The following is an 18626-nucleotide window of genomic DNA, read 5'->3' as shown; positions in this document are numbered from 1 at the left end:
CGATGCAACAGAACCACTGCTGGACGAAGGCGCTGCGCCTGGGCGTGGCCGCCGCTTTTGCATGGGCCGGCGCGCTGGCGCATGCGGCCTCGCAGGCGCCGGTCACGGCCGAGAACGGGATGGTCGTGAGCGCGCAGTCCCTGGCGACGCAGGTGGGCGTCAACGTGCTCAAGCGCGGGGGCAACGCGTTCGACGCCGCGGTGGCGGTGGGCTATGCGCTGGCGGTGGTCTATCCGGCGGCCGGCAATCTCGGCGGCGGCGGCTTCATGACGGCGCAGCTGGCCGACGGCCGCAAGACCTTCCTGGATTTCCGCGAGAAGGCGCCGCTGGCCGCGACGCCCCACATGTACCTCGACAAGGACGGCAACGTGATCCAGGGCCTGAGCACCCGGGGCCACCTCGCGGTCGGCGTGCCCGGCACGGTCGCCGGCCTCGAGCGGGCCCGCGAGCAGTACGGCACCATGAAGCGCAGCGCCCTGATCGCGCCGTCGATCGCGCTGGCCGAGCGCGGCTTCGTGCTGCAGCAGGGCGACATCGACATGCTGGCCACCGCCACCGCCGACTTCAGCAGCGATCCGGCCTCGGCGGCGGTGTTCCTGAACAAGGGCGAAGCCTTCGCCGTGGGCCAGAAGCTGGTCCAGAAAGACCTGGCGAAGACCCTGAAGGCGATCAGCCGCCACGGGGCTGACGGCTTCTACAAGGGGCCCGTGGGCGGCGCGATCGTGGCATCGAGCCAGGCCGGCGGCGGCCTGATCACGCAGGCCGACCTCGACCAGTACCAGGCGCGCGAACTGCTTCCGATCGAGTGCAGCTACCGCGGCTATCGCGTGATCTCCGCACCGCCGCCGAGTTCGGGCGGCGTGGTGCTGTGCGAGATGCTGAACATCCTCGAGGGCTACCCGCTCAAGTCGCTGGGCTTCCGGTCGGCCCAGGGGGTGCACTACCAGATCGAGGCCATGCGGCATGCCTATGTCGACCGCAACAGCCAGCTGGGCGACCCGGACTTCGTGAAGAACCCGGTCGAGCGGCTGATCGACAAGCGCTATGCCGACAAGATCCGCAGCACCATCGACCCGGCGCGCGCCGGCGTGTCCAAGGATTTGAGTACCGGGGTCGCGCCGCACGAAGGCAGCAACACCACGCACTATTCGATCCTCGACCAGTGGGGCAATGCCGTGTCGGTGACCTACACCCTGAACGACTGGTTCGGTGCCAAGGTCATGGCGGCAGGCACCGGCGTCCTGCTCAACAACGAGATGGACGACTTCACTTCGAAGGCGGGCGAGCCCAACATGTATGGGCTGGTCCAGGGCGAAGCCAATGCGATCGCGCCGGGCAAGCGGCCCCTGAGCTCGATGAGCCCGACCATCGTCGCCCGCGACGGCCGGCCGGTGCTGGTGGTCGGCACGCCGGGCGGCAGCCGCATCATCACGACGGTGCTCCACAGCATCCTGAACCTGGTCGACTACGGCATGGACGTGCAGGAGGCCGTGGACGCTCCGCGCTTCCACCAGCAGTGGCTGCCGGACGTGACCAACGTCGAGCCTTTCGCGCTGTCGCCGGACACCCGCAAGATCCTGGTCGGCATGGGCCACGAATTCGGCGAGGCCCAGCCCGCCAACCACCTGGCGGCGATCCTCGTCGGCGCGCCCTCGCTGGGCGGGCGGCCGGTGGGCGCCAACCGCTTCTATGGCGCCAACGATCCGCGCCGCAACACGGGCCTCGCGCTCGGCTACTGAATGCACATCGAAGAAATCCTCTACACCCAGGGCTTCGGCACCCGGCGCGTGTGCGCCGGGCTGGTCCAGCAGGGCTTCGTCACGATCGACGGCGCCGCGGTCACCGATCCGGGCGCGGACGTGGCGACCGACGGCCTGCGCTTCACTGTCCAGGGCACCGCCTGGGCCTACCACGAGAAGGCCTACCTGATGCTGCACAAGCCGGCCGGCACCGAGTGCTCGCAGAAGCCCTCGACCTACCCGAGCATCTACACGCTGCTGCCTTCGCCGCTGCGGCTGCGGCCGAACAAGGGCGCGGTGCAGGGCGTGCAGGCGATCGGCCGGCTCGACCAGGACACCACGGGCCTGCTGCTGCTGACGGACGACGGCCAGTTCATCCACCGGATGGGGTCTCCGAAGCACCATGTGCCGAAGGTCTACGAGGTCACGACCAAGCATCCGGTCGACCCGGGCCAGATCGACCGCCTGCTGGCCGGCGTGGTGCTCGACGACGACCCGAAGCCGGTGCGGGCCGCGGCCTGCGAGGCCACCGGCCCGCTGCAGCTGAGCCTGACGCTGACCGAAGGCAAGTACCACCAGGTCAAGCGCATGCTGGCGGCGGTCGGCAACCGGGTCGAGGCGCTGCATCGCTCGCGCATCGGGCAGCTGGCGCTGCCGGCCGACCTGGCGCCCGGCCAGTGGCGCTGGCTTGACGCAGATCAGGTCGAAGGCCTGCGCAGCGCGCGCGGCGGTCAGCCAATGGTCGGCGTGGCTCGTTAAGATAGCCAGTCTTCCTCCGGAACTCCTCCCTTGCGCTCCACTTCCTCCCTGACGGGCCGTTTCGCGGCCTTTTTGTTTGTCTGCGCGTCGGTGTCGTCCCAGGCCGCCGAACCCCCGCCGGTCTTCGTGCTCAACTCCCTCGACGCCACCGTCAGCGTGATCGAGCCCACCGGCTGGACCGAGAAGACGCGCATCCCGACCGGCAAGGAGCCGCACCACCTCTACCTGGCGCCGGACGAGCATTCGCTGATCGTCGCCAATTCGGCCGGTGACTCGCTGACCTTCCTCGATCCGCGCACGGCCGAGGTGCAGCGCGTGGTCTACGGGATCATCGACCCCTACCACCTGCGCTTCTCGCCCGACATGAAGTGGTTCGTCACCGCGGGCAACCGCCTCAACCACGTCGACATCTACCGCTGGGACGGCAAGGAGCCCAAGCTGGTCAAGCGCATCCCGACCGGCAAGACGCCCAGCCACATCTGGATCGACGGCAAGAGCACCACGGCCTATGTCACGATGCAGGACAGCGACGAACTGGTCGCGGTCGACCTGGCGACGCAGACCATCCGCTGGCGCACCGCGACCGGCCCGATGCCGGCCGACATCTTCGGCATCCACGACGGCAAGACGCTGCTGGTGGGCCTCACCGGCAGCGATGGCGTGCAGGTGTTCGACGTCGCGGGCGCCCAGCCCAAGCTGGTCGGCAAGATCCCGACCGGCAAGGGCGCGCATGCCTTCCGTGCCGCCGGCGACGGCGGCCGCAGCGTGTTCGTCAGCAACCGGGTGGCCAACACCATCAGCCGCATCGACCTGGCGACGCTGCAGGTGACCGACACCTATCCGGTGCCCGGCGGCCCCGACTGCATGGACGTCTCGGCCGACGGCAAGACACTCTACGTGACCTCGCGCTGGGCCAAGAAGCTCAGCGTGGTCGACCTGGCGAGCCGCAAGGTGGTGCGGCAGGTCAACGTCGGCCGGTCGCCGCACGGCGTGTGGACGCTCGACCATGCCAAATCCTAGGCTCGCCGCCGGCGCATTGCTGCTGGCGGCCGTCTCGGGGCAGGCGCTGGCCCAGGGCTGCGCCAAGCCGGTCTACCTGACCTTCGACACCGGCCACATGGGGATCGCGCCGCTGGTGGCCGAGGTGCTCAAGCGGCAGGACGTCCGCGTGACCTTCTTCGCCGCTGCCGAGCGCACCCAGACCGACGGCGACAGCCTCGACAACCACTGGGCGCCCTGGTGGAAGGCAAGGGCGGCCGAGGGCCACGAGTTCGCTTCCCACACCTACGACCATGCCTACTGGCGGGGCGACATCAAGGGGGTCGAGCCGCGCTTTCGCATCCGCCCCAGTGCCGGCGCCTTCGCGGGCCGCGAGTTCACCTGGAGCGCCGCGGACTATTGCGCCAACGTCGCCAAGTCCTCCGAGCGGCTGCAGCTCATCACCGGCAAGAAGCCGCTGCCGCTGTTCCGCGCGCCGGGCGGCAAGACCTCGCCCAAGCTGCTGGCGGCCGCCAAGGCCTGCGGCTTCGAGCACGTGGCCTGGGCGCCGGCCGGCTTCCTGGGCGACGAGCTGCCGAGCGAGAAGTACAGCAACGAACTGCTGCTCGCCCAGGCGCTCGACAAGATCCAGCCCGGTGACATCCTGCTCGCGCACCTGGGCATCTGGTCGCGCAAGGACCCATGGGCGCCGGCCGACCTCGAGCCGCTGATCGTCGGCCTCAAGGCCCGCGGCTTCTGCTTCGAGACGCTGCGCCAGCATCCGGCCTACCGCGCCTGGATCGCGGCCCATCCCTGAACCTTCGGTCGTTCCCGCGGATCGCACGCAGATGGATTGGCTCACCGACCTTTTCTCGTCCTTGCAGCAATGGCTGTTCGAGGCCGCCGTCCAGCCGCTGGTCTATGCCGTCGGCCTGGGCGGCTGGGTCGAGGATGCCTTCGACGCCACCGGCTGGCTGCTGGTCGGCCTGATCCAGATCGCGGTGCTGCTCGCGGTCATCGGTCCGCTGCAGCGCTGGCGGCCGGCCGAGCCGGTGGTCGACCGGCGCGCGATCCGCACCGACATCCTCTATACGCTGATCCACCGGCTCGGGCTGTTCCGGCTGGCCATGTTCTTCGCCGTGCAGCCGCTGTTCGACGACCTGCTGGGCATGGCGCGCGGGGCCGGCTGGGGCTCCATGCACCTGGACGAGCTCTGGCCTGGCGTGACCGACGTGCCCTGGATCGCGTTCGCGATCTACCTGGTCGTGCTGGACTTCGTCGAGTACCTGATCCACCGCGGCCAGCATCGCTTGCGCTGGTGGTGGGCGCTGCATTCGCTGCACCACTCGCAGCGCCAGATGACGATGTGGAGCGACAACCGCAACCACCTGCTCGACGACCTAATCCATGATGCGATCATCGTCCTCGTGGCGCAGCTGATCGGCGTCGCGCCGGGGCAGTTCATCGCGATCGTCGCCTTCACGCAGCTCAGCGAGAGCCTGCAGCATGCCAACCTGCGCCTCGGCTTCGGTGCCATCGGCGAGCGCCTGTGGATCAGCCCGCGCTTCCATCGCGTGCACCACGCGATCGGCATCGGGCACGAGTCGCGGGGCCCCAAGACGCTGGGCGGCCACAACTTCGGCGTCCTGCTGCCCTGGTGGGACATGCTCTTTCGCACCGTCAATTTCGAAGACCGCTACGACGCCACCGGCATCCGCGACCAGGTCGAGCCCGATGCGCGCGGCGGGGTGCGCGACTACGGGCGCGGCTTCTGGGCCCAGCAGTGGCTCGGGCTGCGGCGCCTGGTCGGCAGGGATTGAGGCGCCCGCGTCACCCGCTGGCGTTATCCTCGGCACCCGATGCGTCTTCTCCTCGACTCCTTCTGGCGCGCGGTCGCCTACTGCCTGCACCCGCGGGTGATCGTGCTGTCGCTGCTGCCGCTCGGCCTGATGATCGCGCTGGCGGCGGTGCTGGGCTATTTCTACTGGGACGCCGCCGTGGCCTGGACCCGCGCGGCGCTCGACGCCTGGCCCCTGCTGGCCGGCTTCTGGGGCTGGATCGGCCGCTTCTTCTCGGGCGACGTCGCGGCCGCGCTGGCGCCGCTGGTGGTGGTCTTCGCCGCCACGCCGCTGATCGTGGTGGTGTCGCTGCTGGTCGTGGCCGGCATCATGGCGCCGTCGCTCACCCGGCTGGTGGCCGAGCGGCGCTTCGCCAGCCTGGAGCAGAAGAAGGGCGCCTCCTTCTTCGGCAGCATGGCCCGTTCGATCGGCCTGACGGTGCTGGCGCTGCTGGCGCTGGTGGTGTCGATGCCGCTGTGGCTGATTCCGCCGCTGGTGCTGATCCTTCCGCCGCTGATCTGGGGCTGGCTGACCTACCGCGTGATGAGCTTCGATGCGCTGGCGGAGCACGCGAGCCCCGAAGAGCGCGACACGCTGCTGCGCGCCCACCGCCTGCCGCTGCTGGGCATCGGCGTGCTGTGCGGCTACCTCGGCGCGGCGCCCAGCATCGTCTGGGCTTCCGGCCTCTTGTTCGCGGCCGCCTTCTTCGTGCTGGCGCCGCTGGCGATCTGGATCTATACCCTGGTGTTCGCCTTCTCGGCGCTGTGGTTCGCCCACTATTGCCTCGACGCGCTGGCCCAGCTGCGGGCCCAGCGTGCCGCGGCCGCCGTTTCCTCTTCCACGGTCGAACTGCTGGATGCCAGCGCGGCCGCGAGCCAATGGAGTGCCCCATGAGTCGTTCATTCGGTCTGATCGTCGTCGGTGACGAAATCCTGTCCGGCAAGCGCATCGACAAGCACATGCCCAAGGTCATCGAGCTGCTGGCCGCGCGCGGGCTCGAACTCGGCTGGGCCGAATACGTGGGCGACGTGCCGGTGCGCATCACCGCCGCGCTGGGCCGCGCCTTCGCCTCGGGCGACATCGTGTTCTCGACCGGCGGCATCGGCGCCACGCCCGACGACCACACGCGCCAGTGCGCGGCGGCCGCGCTGGGCGTGCCGCTGGCGTTGCATCCCGAAGCCGAGGCGCTGATCCGCGAGCGCATGCAGGACACGGCACGCGAGCAGGGCACGGTCTACGAACCCGACCGCCCGGACAACATCCACCGCCTCAACATGGGCGTGTTCCCGCTCGGCGCCAACATCATCCCGAACACCTACAACAAGATCCCCGGCTTCAGCGTCGGCGACGTCCACTTCGTGCCCGGCTTCCCGGTGATGGCCTGGCCGATGATCGAATCGGTGCTCGACGGCCGCTACGCGGGGCTGTTCGCGCGCGGCCGCGCGGCCGAGAAATCGGTGATCGTCTACGGCGCCATGGAGGCGACGCTGACGCCGCTCATGCAGGCGGTCGAGCGCGACCATCCCGGCATCAAGGTGTTCAGCCTGCCGAGCGTCGACCACCCGCAGCACGGGCGCCACATCGAGCTCGGCGTCAAGGGCGACGCCAGCCGGCTGGAGGCCGCCTATGGCCAGCTGCTGGCCGGCCTGCACGGATTTGAGGCGCGCCTGGGCCCTGAAATGGTGCGTTGACCCACGGCGCACCACATTGGTTACAACTTGCCTTGTTTTGGGGGTTCCGCGGGGCGCCGAGGCGCTCTCGGCCCCTGTGACAATGGCATAGAAACTGCATCCTGAATTCCCGTACTTCCAACCCCCTGTCCATACCAAGGAGAACCTGATGGCCAAGACCGTCGCCGACGTACTCAAACTCGTGAAGGAAAACGAGGTCAAGTTCGTCGATTTCCGCTTCACCGACACCCGCGGCAAAGAGCAGCACGTGACCGTGCCCGTGTCCGCGTTCGATGAAGACAAGTTCACTTCGGGCCACGCTTTCGATGGCTCCTCGATCGCCGGTTGGAAGGGCATCGAAGCGTCGGACATGCAGCTCATGCCCGATCCGAACACGGCCAACATCGATCCGTTCTTCGAAGAGACGACGATGATCCTGACCTGCGACGTGGTCGACCCGTCGGACGGCAAGCCCTACGAGCGCGACCCGCGCTCCCTGGCCAAGCGCGCCGAAGCCTACATGAAGGCCTCGGGCCTCGGCGACACCGCCTTCTTCGGACCGGAACCCGAATTCTTCGTCTTCGACGGCGTGCGCTGGGCGAATGACATGTCGGGCTGCTTCGTGAAGATCGAGTCCGAGGAAGCCGCCTGGAACACCGGCAAGGAATTCGAGCACGGCAACACCGGCCACCGTCCGTCGGTCAAGGGCGGCTACTTCCCGGTGCCCCCGGTCGACAGCTTCCAGGACATGCGCTCCGAGATGTGCCTGGTGCTCGAATCGCTGGGCATCCCGGTCGAAGTGCATCACCACGAAGTGGCCAACGCCGGCCAGATGGAGCTCGGCACCAAGTTCAGCACGCTGATCCAGCGCGCCGACTGGGTCCAGCTTCAGAAGTACGTGATCCACAACGTGGCCCACGCCTACGGCAAGACCGCCACCTTCATGCCGAAGCCGATCGTCGGCGACAACGGCTCGGGCATGCACGTGCACCAGTCGGTCTGGAAGGACGGCAAGAACCTGTTCGCCGGCGACGGCTATGCCGGCCTCTCCGACTTCGCGCTGCACTACATCGGCGGCATCATCAAGCACGCCCGCGCGCTGAACGCCATCACGAACCCCGGCACCAACAGCTACAAGCGCCTGGTGCCCGGCTTCGAAGCCCCGGTGAAGCTGGCCTACTCGGCCAAGAACCGCTCGGCCTCGATCCGCATCCCGTTCGTGGCGAACCCGAAGGGCCGCCGCGTCGAAGCCCGCTTCCCGGATCCGCTGATGAACCCGTACCTCGGTTTCGCGGCGCTGCTGATGGCCGGCCTCGACGGCGTCGAGAACAAGATCCATCCGGGCGAAGCCGCCAGCAAGGACCTGTACCACCTGCCGCCGGAAGAAGACGCGCTGATCCCGACCGTCTGCCACAGCCTCGACCAGGCGCTCGAGTACCTCGACAAGGACCGTGCCTTCCTGACCAAGGGCGGCGTGTTCACCGACTCCTACATCGATGCCTACATCGATCTCAAGATGCAGGAAGTCACGCGCTTCCGCATGGCCGCTCACCCGGTCGAGTTCGACATGTACTATTCCCTGTGAGCATTTCGACGTAATCCGGGCACGCAGCCGGAGCGTTAAAAAAGGACGGCTGCGGCCGTCCTTTTTATTTGGGCGGGAACATCCGGGGCGGATCTGTTTCGAATTGCATGAAAATGCCGCTTTGCGGCGCACTACACCCAAGACCATGAAGACCCTCTCCGTTCTCCTGCTGACCGCCGTGGCGGCGGCCGGCGTGCCCTTGCAGGCCCAGGCGCAGCAAGAGCGCGTCTGGCGCTGCGGCAACGAATACACCAACAACGCGACGGTCGCGCAGCAGCGCGGCTGCAAGATCATGGAAGGCGGCAACCTGACCATCGTGCAGGGCACGCGGCCGGTCGCCTCGGCCGCGCCGGCCGCCGGCGCGGCCGCGGTGCGCGCGCCGGCCGGCAGCCCGCGGGTCGACGGGGCCGACCAGCGCGCGCGCGACGGCGAGGCCCGCTCGGTGCTCGAGGCCGAATTGCGCAAGGCCCAGGAGCGGCAGACCCAACTGCTCAGAGACTTCAACAACGGCGAGCCCGAGAAGCAGGGCAGCGAGAGCAAGAACTACCAGAAGTACCTCGACCGGGTGGCCGAGATGAAGGCCGAGCTCGCCCGCAACGAGAGCGACATCGCCGGCCTGCAGCGCGAGATCGGCCGCCTCCCGGCGGCGAACCGCTGAGGATGGCCTTTGGCAAATCGGCCGGGCCGGGCAAGCGTTTCCAGGCCTTCGACCTGCTGTCGACGCTGATCGCGGTGGTGCGAGTCGACGGCTCGGTGCTGTTCGCCAACTCGGGCCTCGAGGACGCGCTCGGCACCTCGCGCCGGACGCTCGAAGGCTCGCAGTTCGGGGCCTGCTTCCAGGAGCCGCAGGTGCTGCGCACCGCCATCGACGGCGCCCGCAGCAACGACTTCGCCACGCTGCGCTACGAGGCCCTGCTGCGCCGCGTCAACCACGAGCTGATGCCGGTGCTGGTGACGCTGGCCCAGAGCGACAAGGCCGGCGAGCTGATCATCGAGATGTCGCCGCTCGAGCAGCAGGCGCGGCAGGACCGCGAGGAGCGGCTGCTCGACCAGGCGCAGGCCAACAAGGAACTGATCCGCAACCTCGCGCACGAGATCAAGAATCCGCTCGGCGGCATTCGCGGCGCCGCGCAACTGCTGCAGATGGAGGTCGAGTCGCGCGACCTCATCGAATACACGCAGGTCATCATCCACGAGGCCGATCGGCTGCAGACGCTGGTCGACCGGCTGCTCGCGCCGCACCGCCGTCCGCACGTGGTGGGGGACGTCAACATCCACGAGGTCTGCGAGCGGGTGCGCTCGGTGATCCTGGCGGAGTTCCCGCGCGACCTCCACATCGAGCGCGACTTCGACGTCTCCATTCCCGAGTTCCGCGGCGATCGCGAGCAGCTGATCCAGGCCACGCTCAACATCGTCCACAACGCCGCCCAGGCGCTGGCCGAGCGGCGTGCCGCCGGCGACGCGCAAATCACGTTCAAGACCCGCATCGCGCGTCAGGTTATCTTCAATAAGCAGTGGTATCGACTGGCACTGGAATTGCATGTCATCGACAACGGACCGGGCGTGCCGGACGCGATCAAGGACCGCATTTTTTACCCGCTGGTGTCGGGCAGGGAAGGCGGGACAGGCTTGGGATTGACGCTTGCGCAAACTTTTGTGCAACAGCATCACGGCGTGATCGAGTGCGACAGCGTCCCGGGACGGACTGATTTCAAGATACTGATACCGCTGCCCTAGCAGCCAAGCAACAAGGAGCTGCATGAAGCCGATCTGGATAGTGGATGATGATCAATCAATCCGCTTCGTGCTGGAAAAAGCGCTGCTGCGCGAAGACCTGCCGACCCGAAGCTTCACGAACACCCGCGAAGTTCTTGCCGCACTCGACGCCGCGGCCGACGACGAAATGCAGGGCCCCCAGGTCCTGGTGAGCGACATCCGCATGCCCGGCGGTTCGGGCCTCGACCTGCTCGACAAGATCAAGGCCAAGCATCCCGGCCTGCCGGTCATCATCATGACGGCCTTCTCCGACCTCGACAGCGCCGTCTCGGCCTTCCAGGGCGGTGCCTTCGAATACCTGCCGAAGCCTTTCGACCTGCCGCGCGCGGTCGAGCTGATCCGGCGCGCGGTCGACGAAAGCCAGCGCGAGGAAGTGGCCGAGGAGCGCATGGCGGCCGCGCCCGAGATGCTCGGCCAGGCGCCCGCGATGCAGGACGTGTTCCGCGCCATCGGCCGGCTGTCGCAAAGCAATGTGACGGTGCTGATCACCGGCGAGTCGGGTTCGGGCAAGGAACTGGTGGCGCGCGCGCTGCACAAGCATTCGCCGCGCGCGACCGGCCCCTTCGTCGCCATCAACACGGCGGCGATCCCCAAGGACCTGCTCGAGAGCGAACTGTTCGGCCACGAGCGCGGCGCCTTCACCGGCGCGCAGACGATGCGACGCGGCCGCTTCGAACAGGCCGAGGGCGGCACGCTGTTCCTCGACGAGATCGGCGACATGCCCTTCGACCTGCAGACGCGCCTGCTGCGTGTCCTGAGCGACGGGCATTTCTACCGCGTCGGCGGCCACAACTCGGTCAAGGCCAACGTGCGCGTGATCGCGGCGACCCACCAGGACCTCGAGCAGCGCGTGAAGCTCGGCGGCTTCCGTGAAGACCTTTTCCACCGGCTCAACGTGATCCGGCTGCGGCTGCCGGCGCTGCGCGAGCGCGGCGAGGACGTGCCGGCGCTGACGCGGCATTTCCTGCAGCAGAGCGCCAAGCAGCTCGGCGTCGAGCCGAAGCGCATCTCGGATGCGGCGCTGGCGCAGCTGGCGACCTTCGGGTTTCCGGGCAACGTGCGCCAGCTCGAGAACATCTGCCACTGGCTCACCGTGATGGCGCCGGCGCAGCTGATCGAGGCCAAGGACCTGCCGCCCGAAGTGATGGCGATCGCCCCCGCCGTGGAGCCGCATGCGGTGGCCGCGCCGGTGGCGGCCGAGCGCGATCCGCTGGCGATGCCCGCGTCGGCGGCCGTTGCGGCGCCTGCCGCCGCGGTCGCGTCGGCGGCGGCGGCCTCGCTGGCGTGGGAGGGCGGCCTGGAACTCGAAGCCCAGAGCATGCTGGCGGCGGGCCGTACCGATGTCTGGGATGCGTTGTCGCGCCGCTTCGAGTCGCGGTTGATCCTGACGGCGCTGGCCAGCACGCGGGGCCGGCGCATCGAGGCGGCCCAGAAGCTCGGCATCGGCCGCAACACCATCACCCGCAAGATCCAGGAGCTGGGGCTGGAGTGATGTGGCCGAACTTCGTCTCAGGGCGTTGATGCGGATGCAGCCAATACCAGGGATACCGCGGAACCGGCTTTGCCGGGCCGCAGGTATCGCCCGCTGAGGGGGAGGCGCCGCAGGCGCTTCGGGGGAGCTTTTTCTAGCGGTTGCGCTGGCCCAGGGTCAGGGTGTCGAGCTGGAACTGGCCGCTCTTGTCCCACAGCCAGGTGTCGACATAGGTGTGGGCGCCGATCTTGCCCGGGCTGGGCAGCGGCGACGCGCCCTTGATCAGCTCGGCGATCATGCCGCTCACCTCGGGCGCGTGGCTGGGCGTGCGGGAGAAGTACACGCCCTTGACGCGGCCGTCGGCATCGACGTCGGTCTCGGTCACCACCACGGCATAGACCAGCGGCGGAATCTTGCCCTTGTAGATGCGTTGCGGGTACTTCTTGTAGATGGCGGCCGCGCCGACCTTGCGGTAGGCCTTGACGGCCGGCGTCTGGGCGGTGATCAGCCGCTCGGGAGAGGCCTCGGTCGACGATGCGGCAGCGGGTGCTGCGCCCGCCGCGGCGGCGGTGGTCGTCGCGTCCGGCTTCAGCACGCTGCAGCCCGAGAGGCCCAGCAGCAGTGCCAGCATGGCGAACGCGAGCGGGTGTTTCATGGGGCGAGCTCCATGATCACCGGCGCGTGGTCGCTGGGCTTTTCCCATTTGCGCGGCACCCGATCGATCACGCAGCTCTTCACGCGCGGCACCAGCGGCTGGCTGACCAGCACATGGTCGATGCGCAGCCCGCGGTTCTTCTGGTAGCCGAGCATGCGGTAGTCCCACCAGGAGTAGCTCTTCGGCGGCTGCTCGAAGAGCCGGAAGCTGTCTGCCAGGCCGAGCTGCAGCAGCGCGTCGAAATGCGCGCGCTCCTGGGGCGTGTGGTGGATCGTCCCGGCGAGGCCGACCGGGTCGTAGCTGTCTCGGTCTTCGGGGGCGACGTTGAAGTCGCCGAGCAGCACCAGGTTCGGGTGGGCGGCCAGCTCCTGCCGCAGCCAGTCGTGCAGGCCGCCAAGCCACTTCATCTTGTAGACGAACTTCTCGCTGTCGGGCGCCTGGCCGTTGACGAAGTAGCCATTGACGATGCGCAGCGCGCCGTCCGGCGTGTCGAGCGTGGCGCTGATGACGCGCGAATGGTCGTCGGCGAAGCCGCCGATGTTCTTCAGGACATCGCGAACCGGCGCGCGGCTCAGGATCGCGACCCCGTTGTAGGTTTTCTGGCCGAACACGGCCGAATCGTAGCCAGCGGCCTTGAGCACCTCCAGCGGGAACTTGTCGTCGCTCATCTTGAGCTCTTGCAGGCACAGGACGTCGACCGGATTGGCGCCCAGCCAGTCGAGCACATGCTGCAGGCGGGCGGTGAGGGAATTGACGTTCCAGGTGGCCAGCTTCATTGCAAGTTGTTGAATCTATTGGGTTTGTGTCGAGGGTTCGAAAGACTATACCCGTTTGGGTGTATGTCGCTGCGGCCCTGGGCGCGAGGACTGACGGCGCTCGCCGATAGCGCGCATTGAGCGCCGGGCACCCCAAGGGCTTCTAAGAATATTCGCATGTCCCTTTCGGCGGCGGCCTACATCTTCGAGTGAAGAGATTGGGAAATTTCCTGGGTGAAGCGAAGACTTTCCGTGCGCCGCGAAGGCTTGCGGCCGGCATACAAATGCTTATGGATAAACATAATTTCACGCTCTATGAGTGAGAACATAAGTGCCGGAATTCGCATAAGTGGGACCTCCTTGCGGTCTGCCACTGCCAAGGTTCCTGGCCAATGCCAACGAACCATGATCAGTCGTCCATCGCATCTTCACTAGGCACCGACGCGGGGATCGCGATCCCCCGGCGCGCGAGGGGTTCCCTGCGACGCGTTCATTCGAATCAGGTCGGCGCGGGGCGCCCCCTCCACTTATTTTTGTATTGAGCGGTTTCCGGTGCGCTTGCACGCGTTGCCAAAGTTCGCTCGCCTTCTCTCGAAGTTGAATCCCGGCGACACCCGTGGATCGCCCAGTTTCCATGACCCTCCTGCGCAAGTTCTGTTGTCTGGCCTCGGCCGTGGCGATTTCGTATTCATCCCTGGGTGTGGCTTCGGGGCAGGGCCTCGATGCCAACGCGTCGCCCTATGACGCGGCCGTCCGGAATGCCGCTGACCCGGCGAGCGGCCCGAGTGCGCTCGCGCCCTTGCGCCAGGCCCCGCAGGCCCCGGGCGGGCCGTCGGCCCCGATCCCCCAGGTGGTGCCCACCGCGCCGCAAGGCTTCGACTACCGCGCCAACCTGCAGAGCGACGTTTTCGGCGCCCAACTCTTCACTGGTGCTTTCGCCAATGCGGGGGCGACCCAGTTCAACCCCGACTACCTCATTGCCGGCGGCGACAGCCTGCAGGTGCGGCTGTGGGGTGCGTTCGAGTTCGACTCGGCGCTCACCGTCGATCCGCAGGGGAACATCTTCCTGCCGCATGTGGGGCCGGTGAGCGTGCGCGGCGTGCGCAACCAGGAGCTGCAGGGCGTGGTGGCGGCGGCGGTGCGGCGCGTGTTCCGCGCCAACGTCAACAGCTATGCGAGCCTGGCGGCGGCGCAGCCGGTGCGTGTGTTCGTCGGCGGCTATGTGTATCGCCCGGGGCTCTACAGCGGCACCAGCATGGACAGCCTGCTGCACTTCCTGGACCAGGCGGGTGGCATCGATCCCGAGCGCGGTTCTTTCCTGAACGTTCAGGTCAAGCGTGGGATGCAAGTGCGGGCGACGGTCAACCTGTACGACTTCCTGTTGGACGGCAGCATGCCGCTGAACCAGCTGGCGACCGGCGATGTCATCTTCGTCGGGCCGCGCCAGAGCATGGTGAAGGTGAGCGGATTGGCCGAAAGCGCCAAGCGCTTCGAATTCGCCGCTGCCGCGATGCCGACCGTGGACGACCTGGCGCGCATGGCCAAACCCAATCCGCAGGCGACCCACGTCCGCGTGGTTCGCAACACCGGCACCACGCGCAACACCGAGTACTTTCCGCTCGACCAGGCGCGCGACGTCCGGCTGCAGGGTGGCGACGAGCTCGAATTCACGGCCGACAAGAAGCCCGGGACGATCAGCGTGCGCGTCGAAGGCGAACACATGAGTGCGCAGGAATACGTGCTGCCTTACGGCACGCGCCTTGGCACCTTGATGCAGCAGATCGAGTTGAACGAGCGCTCGGAGGGCGAGAGCGTGCAGCTGTTCCGCCAGAGCGTGAAGCAGCGGCAGAAGGAGATGCTGGCGACGTCGCTGCACAGCCTGGAAAGCGCCTTGCTGACCGCGCGCAGCGGCTCCGAGGGCGAGGCGCTGCTGCGCAAGACCGAGGCCGAACTGACGCTGCAGTGGATCGACCGCGCCAAGAAGGTCGACCCCCTGGGGCAGGTCGTCATTTCGCAGGCGCAAGAGCGCGACGACCTGCTGCTGGAGAACGGCGACGTGCTGCGCATTCCGACCCGCGATGGCCTGGTCCTGGTGAGCGGGGAGGTGCTGTTCCCCAACGCCGTGGTCTATCAGAACGCCTTGATGCTAAAGGACTACATCGACCGCGCCGGTGGCTACACCCAAAGCGCCGACGTCACCCGCCTCGTGATCGCGCGCCGCGACGGCAGCTTCGATCAGACCGAAACGGACAGCAACCTGCCTGTTCGGCCGGGTGACCAAGTGATGGTGCTGCCGAAGGTGGATGAGAAGAAGCGGCAGTTCTGGAAGGAGATGTTCCAGATTGTTTATCAGATTGCGGTGAGTGCGAGGGTGGTGGTGGGACTGTGATGGCAACAAATCACGTCGCATCTGCAGTGAAGGCTGCAGTCACCCATCGAACTTCAATTCATTTTGAAAACCAAAGAGAGAATGAAATGCCGGCAATGAGAAAGCTCAGAAAACTGTTGCGAAGTCCAGGCAAGTTTTTTGAGGATGCTGCGCGTAACAGGAAGACACTGGCCAATCTTGAACCGTCGACGCGGAAGTCTTTGGCCAGTGGAGAAGATACGAATCTGCCGGCATTGAAGCCTGCGGCACCGAAGGTGTCTCCTCCCAAATCAGCCGCGCCAAAGGCTGTCGCCTCTAAACCAACTGCTCCTAAGCCGATCGTTGTCAAACCCGCTGCTCCTAAGTTACCTGTTCCCGTGTCTGAAGCTCCCAAAATTGCGCAAATGAAGCCGACAAACAAATCCCCGGCAAAAAAGCCCGTTGGGCCTGAACTGAATTTTTCTCGCTTTGAGTTGCCTGACATTCGCTTTCTAATTCATGCTGGTGATGGGGTTGGCTCAGAATTTCAATTCTTGAACTGGCTGCCTGAGGCCCAGCATGCATATCAAAACTATGCAGTGTTGATCAGGAGTTGGGAGGTATATGTCGCAGTAAGGGATGGTCTTCCCACCTGCAATTTGATTTACGCGTCGGCGGCGTATGCTGTGGAGCAAGTGGTGACCAGGATGCGGTCCTTAGGTCTTGTACTCTACGTCTCCAATACAGGAAACAATATCCATTTGCTCCGCTACAACCACTTGACCCATGCATTTATTGGGCATGGCGACAGTGAAAAGTCCGCCAGCTGTCATAAATTCTTCCGTGTCTACGATGAGATTTGGGTATCCGGTCAGGCGCACATCGATCGATTTTCGAATGCCAATTTCGATACGCGGCATGTGAATTTTGTGCGGGTGGGGCGCAGCAGCCTTCGCCCTCAGGTGACGAGCGCAATCGCGAAGATTAAAAAAAGCGAACCAAGGGATTCGCGTCTGGCCCAGGAACTGCGCGAGGAGCCGAAAGACCTCCTGCGTCGCTTTCTCTATCTGCCGACATGGGAGGGTGCCTTCGACGATTCAAGCTACGCATCGTTAGAGCACACTGAAAATATTCTCGAGCGATTGTGTGAAAAAGGTCAATATAGGGGGGCGATCAAGTTTCATCCGACAACGGGTAAGCGCGTTACGCATTTCATTGATTTGGAAACAAAGATTCACGCGCGATTTGATCAAAAGCATGTGCAAGTCATTCCGCGTAGTACGCCCCACATTGATGCATACGGGTACGTCGATTTTTTGATCGCAGACATCTCGAGTGTTATTACGGATTTTCTTGTGACGCTGAAGCCGATCTTCATTTATTGGCCGGGATTCAAGAACTTGCGGATGGCTGAATCAAAATTCTCAATTAGAGATTATTGCTACTCCTTCTCTACGATAGAGGAGCTCAAATCGCTTGTCCAGCGCGTGATTGCTGAGGACGACGATGATCTTTTTGCTATGCGAAAGATGGCCCTTGACTATTATATTGACCTGAATGCAACTGATTCTGGCGCTTTTCAGAGGCAAATTCTTCAGGCATGCGAAAGATCTCCCATTGCACCCGACCAATTAATTTAATCCTAATAGCGAGCGATAGATGACAAAAGTGATTGCGGTAATTCTCGCTGGCGGGAGCGGCGTTCGATTCGGCGGTGCAACTCCGAAACAATACACAAAGCTTGCTGGGAAACTGGTGATCGAGCACACGATGGATGTGTTCGAGCGTGCGGAGATTGTTGACGAGATCGTCATAGTGGCAAAGCCGGAATTCTTCTCTCTCTTGTGGGAGCTTTGCGAGAAAAACAAATGGCGAAAGCTCGTCAAGGTGGTGCGCGCCGGCAACGATAGATTCTCTTCCACACGCTCAGCTGTAGATTCGATGGCGGATCTCGATTCGAGTACCAAAGTCCTTTTTCACGATGCCGTTCGGCCGTTGTTGGAGAAGTCGATCATCGAGAAGTGCGTCGTCGCACTCGACACGTTCTTCGCCGCCGATGTGGTGACCGCGTCGACCGATACCGTGGTGTCCGTTCGCGACAATGGCAGCATCGCGAGCATTCCAGCGCGCGCTTCCATGCGACGGGGCCAGACGCCGCAGGCGTTTCGTCTGGGTACGATCCAGGAAGCCTACGACAAAGCGATCAAGGCCAATCGGTCTGATTTCACCTGTGACTGTGGCGTGGTGCGCGCCATGCTTCCTAGCGTTGAAGTGGCGACCGTGGAAGGTTCGTCTGTCAACATCAAGATCACGAGCCCTCTCGACGTGTTCCTCGCCGAGAAGCTCGTCCAATCGGCCACCCTGCAACTCGACATGGATGAGAAGCAACTCGAGGGCGTAGCCGGCAAGAACGTCGTGATCTTTGGCGGCTCAAGCGGAATAGGGAAGTCCATTCGGGATCTTCTCGTCATCAACGGAGCCAAGGTCTTTTCGGCGAGCCGTTCTTTCAACGGCGTCGACGTGGGCCAACTGGCTCAGGTCAGCGCGTTCTTGGCCGAGACTTCGGCGGTCGCAGGCTCGATCGACCATGTCATCAACACGGCGGGTATCCTGGTCAAGAAGCCGATGTCTTCCATGACCATCGAGGAGATGCATGAGGTCGTCCAGACCAACTATCTGGGTGCTCTGTACGTCGCCCACGCCGCGCGCGAGTATTTGGTGGAGTCCGGCGGCATGCTGCTGAATTTCACATCAAGTTCCTATACCCGAGGCCGCGCCTTCTACGCAACCTATTCTTCGACCAAATGCGCGGTCGTGAATCTGACGCAGGCTCTGGCCGAGGAGTGGGCGGGCGATGGCGTTCGGGTCAATTGCATCAACCCCGAGCGAACACGCACGCCTATGCGCACCAGCAATTTCGGCTATGAACCTCCCGAGACGTTGCTTGACCCGAAGCAAGTGGCGATGACCAGTGTCATGACGCTGTTGTCTGAGCATACGGGTATTGTGGTCGATGTTCGAAACGCGCCTGTGAGCAATATCTAGCACCGTGC

The 18626-nt window shown here is 65.2% G+C and carries 16 protein-coding genes; 14 read left to right on the top strand and 2 right to left on the bottom strand.

Features of this window, described 5'->3' with window-relative positions:
* The first annotated feature begins 2 nt into the window (after nt 1-2).
* The 11 genes from ggt to ntrC all read left to right on the top strand — a co-directional run bounded on the left by ggt (nt 3) and on the right by ntrC (nt 11837).
* Complete coding sequence (gene ggt / locus QTI33_RS20845; RefSeq protein WP_286508178.1) at nt 3-1739, top strand: gamma-glutamyltransferase; 1737 nt, start codon at nt 3-5, stop codon at nt 1737-1739.
* A complete protein-coding gene (locus tag QTI33_RS20840) occupies nt 1740-2498 on the top strand; it encodes a pseudouridine synthase (protein WP_286508177.1) in 759 nt (252 codons plus the stop codon).
* A 48-nt stretch (nt 2499-2546) separates the two neighbouring features.
* Nucleotides 2547-3518 carry a YncE family protein gene (locus QTI33_RS20835; RefSeq protein ID WP_444814870.1) on the top strand — a complete coding sequence of 324 codons (972 nt, stop codon included), beginning with the start codon at nt 2547-2549 and terminating at the stop codon, nt 3516-3518.
* Nucleotides 3505-4293, top strand: a complete 789-nt coding sequence (locus QTI33_RS20830) for a polysaccharide deacetylase family protein (protein WP_286508176.1) — start codon at nt 3505-3507, stop codon at nt 4291-4293. The genes QTI33_RS20835 and QTI33_RS20830 overlap by 14 nt, the downstream gene beginning before the upstream one ends.
* A gap of 31 nt (nt 4294-4324) precedes the next feature.
* The gene (locus QTI33_RS20825; RefSeq protein ID WP_286508175.1) at nt 4325-5296 is read left to right on the top strand and encodes a sterol desaturase family protein; all 972 of its coding nucleotides are present in this window, start codon (nt 4325-4327) and stop codon (nt 5294-5296) included.
* Nucleotides 5297-5335: 39 nt separating this feature from the next.
* Nucleotides 5336-6208: an EI24 domain-containing protein gene (locus QTI33_RS20820; RefSeq protein WP_286508174.1), complete on the top strand. Its 873-nt coding sequence runs from the start codon at nt 5336-5338 to the stop codon at nt 6206-6208.
* Entirely contained in the window at nt 6205-7005 is an 801-nt protein-coding gene (locus QTI33_RS20815) for a competence/damage-inducible protein A (protein ID WP_286508173.1), read from the top strand. Before QTI33_RS20820 ends, QTI33_RS20815 begins: the two co-directional genes overlap by 4 nt.
* A gap of 148 nt (nt 7006-7153) precedes the next feature.
* On the top strand, nt 7154-8569 hold the full coding sequence (glnA, locus tag QTI33_RS20810) for a type I glutamate--ammonia ligase (protein WP_286508172.1): 1416 nt from the start codon (nt 7154-7156) through the stop codon (nt 8567-8569).
* Between the two features lie 145 nt (nt 8570-8714).
* Nucleotides 8715-9227: a hypothetical protein gene (locus tag QTI33_RS20805; protein WP_286508171.1), complete on the top strand. Its 513-nt coding sequence runs from the start codon at nt 8715-8717 to the stop codon at nt 9225-9227.
* Nucleotides 9228-9229: 2 nt separating this feature from the next.
* Nucleotides 9230-10306 carry a nitrogen regulation protein NR(II) gene (gene glnL / locus QTI33_RS20800; protein ID WP_286508170.1) on the top strand — a complete coding sequence of 359 codons (1077 nt, stop codon included), beginning with the start codon at nt 9230-9232 and terminating at the stop codon, nt 10304-10306.
* 22 nt (nt 10307-10328) lie between these two features.
* The gene (gene ntrC, locus QTI33_RS20795; RefSeq protein WP_286508169.1) at nt 10329-11837 is read left to right on the top strand and encodes a nitrogen regulation protein NR(I); all 1509 of its coding nucleotides are present in this window, start codon (nt 10329-10331) and stop codon (nt 11835-11837) included.
* A gap of 133 nt (nt 11838-11970) precedes the next feature.
* Here ntrC and QTI33_RS20790 read toward each other — a convergent pair whose 3' ends face one another.
* Both QTI33_RS20790 and xth read right to left on the bottom strand, forming a co-directional pair.
* The gene (locus QTI33_RS20790) at nt 11971-12471 is read right to left on the bottom strand and encodes a hypothetical protein (RefSeq protein WP_286508168.1); all 501 of its coding nucleotides are present in this window, start codon (nt 12469-12471) and stop codon (nt 11971-11973) included.
* Nucleotides 12468-13247: an exodeoxyribonuclease III gene (gene xth, locus QTI33_RS20785; RefSeq protein ID WP_286508167.1), complete on the bottom strand. Its 780-nt coding sequence runs from the start codon at nt 13245-13247 to the stop codon at nt 12468-12470. Before xth ends, QTI33_RS20790 begins: the two co-directional genes overlap by 4 nt.
* Before the next feature lie 613 nt (nt 13248-13860).
* On the opposite strand from xth, the gene QTI33_RS20780 reads away from it, so the two are divergent.
* From QTI33_RS20780 to QTI33_RS20770, 3 genes are read left to right on the top strand one after another with little or no spacing between them, the layout of a single operon-like run.
* Nucleotides 13861-15615 (top strand): polysaccharide biosynthesis/export family protein, encoded by a 1755-nt coding sequence (locus QTI33_RS20780; RefSeq protein WP_286508166.1) that lies wholly within the window; start codon nt 13861-13863, stop codon nt 15613-15615.
* A 26-nt stretch (nt 15616-15641) separates the two neighbouring features.
* Nucleotides 15642-17213 (top strand): CDP-glycerol glycerophosphotransferase family protein, encoded by a 1572-nt coding sequence (locus QTI33_RS20775; RefSeq protein WP_286508165.1) that lies wholly within the window; start codon nt 15642-15644, stop codon nt 17211-17213.
* Between the two features lie 19 nt (nt 17214-17232).
* Complete coding sequence (locus QTI33_RS20770; RefSeq protein ID WP_286508164.1) at nt 17233-18618, top strand: bifunctional cytidylyltransferase/SDR family oxidoreductase; 1386 nt, start codon at nt 17233-17235, stop codon at nt 18616-18618.
* Nucleotides 18619-18626 lie beyond the last annotated feature (8 nt).

This window comes from Variovorax davisae (assembly GCF_030316845.1).
Taxonomy (GTDB): Bacteria; Pseudomonadota; Gammaproteobacteria; order Burkholderiales; family Burkholderiaceae_C; genus Variovorax; species Variovorax davisae.
This window is presented reverse-complemented; position numbering and strand designations above follow the sequence as displayed.

Coding starts and splice junctions, on each gene's coding strand:
- QTI33_RS20805 (WP_286508171.1), top strand. CDS start 8,715: ATGAAGACCCTCTCCGTTCTCCTGCTGACCGCCGTGGCGGCGGCCGGC.
- QTI33_RS20770 (WP_286508164.1), top strand. CDS start 17,233: ATGACAAAAGTGATTGCGGTAATTCTCGCTGGCGGGAGCGGCGTTCGA.
- ggt (WP_286508178.1), top strand. CDS start 3: ATGCAACAGAACCACTGCTGGACGAAGGCGCTGCGCCTGGGCGTGGCC.
- QTI33_RS20820 (WP_286508174.1), top strand. CDS start 5,336: ATGCGTCTTCTCCTCGACTCCTTCTGGCGCGCGGTCGCCTACTGCCTG.
- QTI33_RS20790 (WP_286508168.1), bottom strand. CDS start 12,471: ATGAAACACCCGCTCGCGTTCGCCATGCTGGCACTGCTGCTGGGCCTC.
- QTI33_RS20825 (WP_286508175.1), top strand. CDS start 4,325: ATGGATTGGCTCACCGACCTTTTCTCGTCCTTGCAGCAATGGCTGTTC.
- glnA (WP_286508172.1), top strand. CDS start 7,154: ATGGCCAAGACCGTCGCCGACGTACTCAAACTCGTGAAGGAAAACGAG.
- QTI33_RS20840 (WP_286508177.1), top strand. CDS start 1,740: ATGCACATCGAAGAAATCCTCTACACCCAGGGCTTCGGCACCCGGCGC.
- xth (WP_286508167.1), bottom strand. CDS start 13,247: ATGAAGCTGGCCACCTGGAACGTCAATTCCCTCACCGCCCGCCTGCAG.
- QTI33_RS20780 (WP_286508166.1), top strand. CDS start 13,861: ATGACCCTCCTGCGCAAGTTCTGTTGTCTGGCCTCGGCCGTGGCGATT.
- ntrC (WP_286508169.1), top strand. CDS start 10,329: ATGAAGCCGATCTGGATAGTGGATGATGATCAATCAATCCGCTTCGTG.
- QTI33_RS20830 (WP_286508176.1), top strand. CDS start 3,505: ATGCCAAATCCTAGGCTCGCCGCCGGCGCATTGCTGCTGGCGGCCGTC.
- QTI33_RS20815 (WP_286508173.1), top strand. CDS start 6,205: ATGAGTCGTTCATTCGGTCTGATCGTCGTCGGTGACGAAATCCTGTCC.
- glnL (WP_286508170.1), top strand. CDS start 9,230: ATGGCCTTTGGCAAATCGGCCGGGCCGGGCAAGCGTTTCCAGGCCTTC.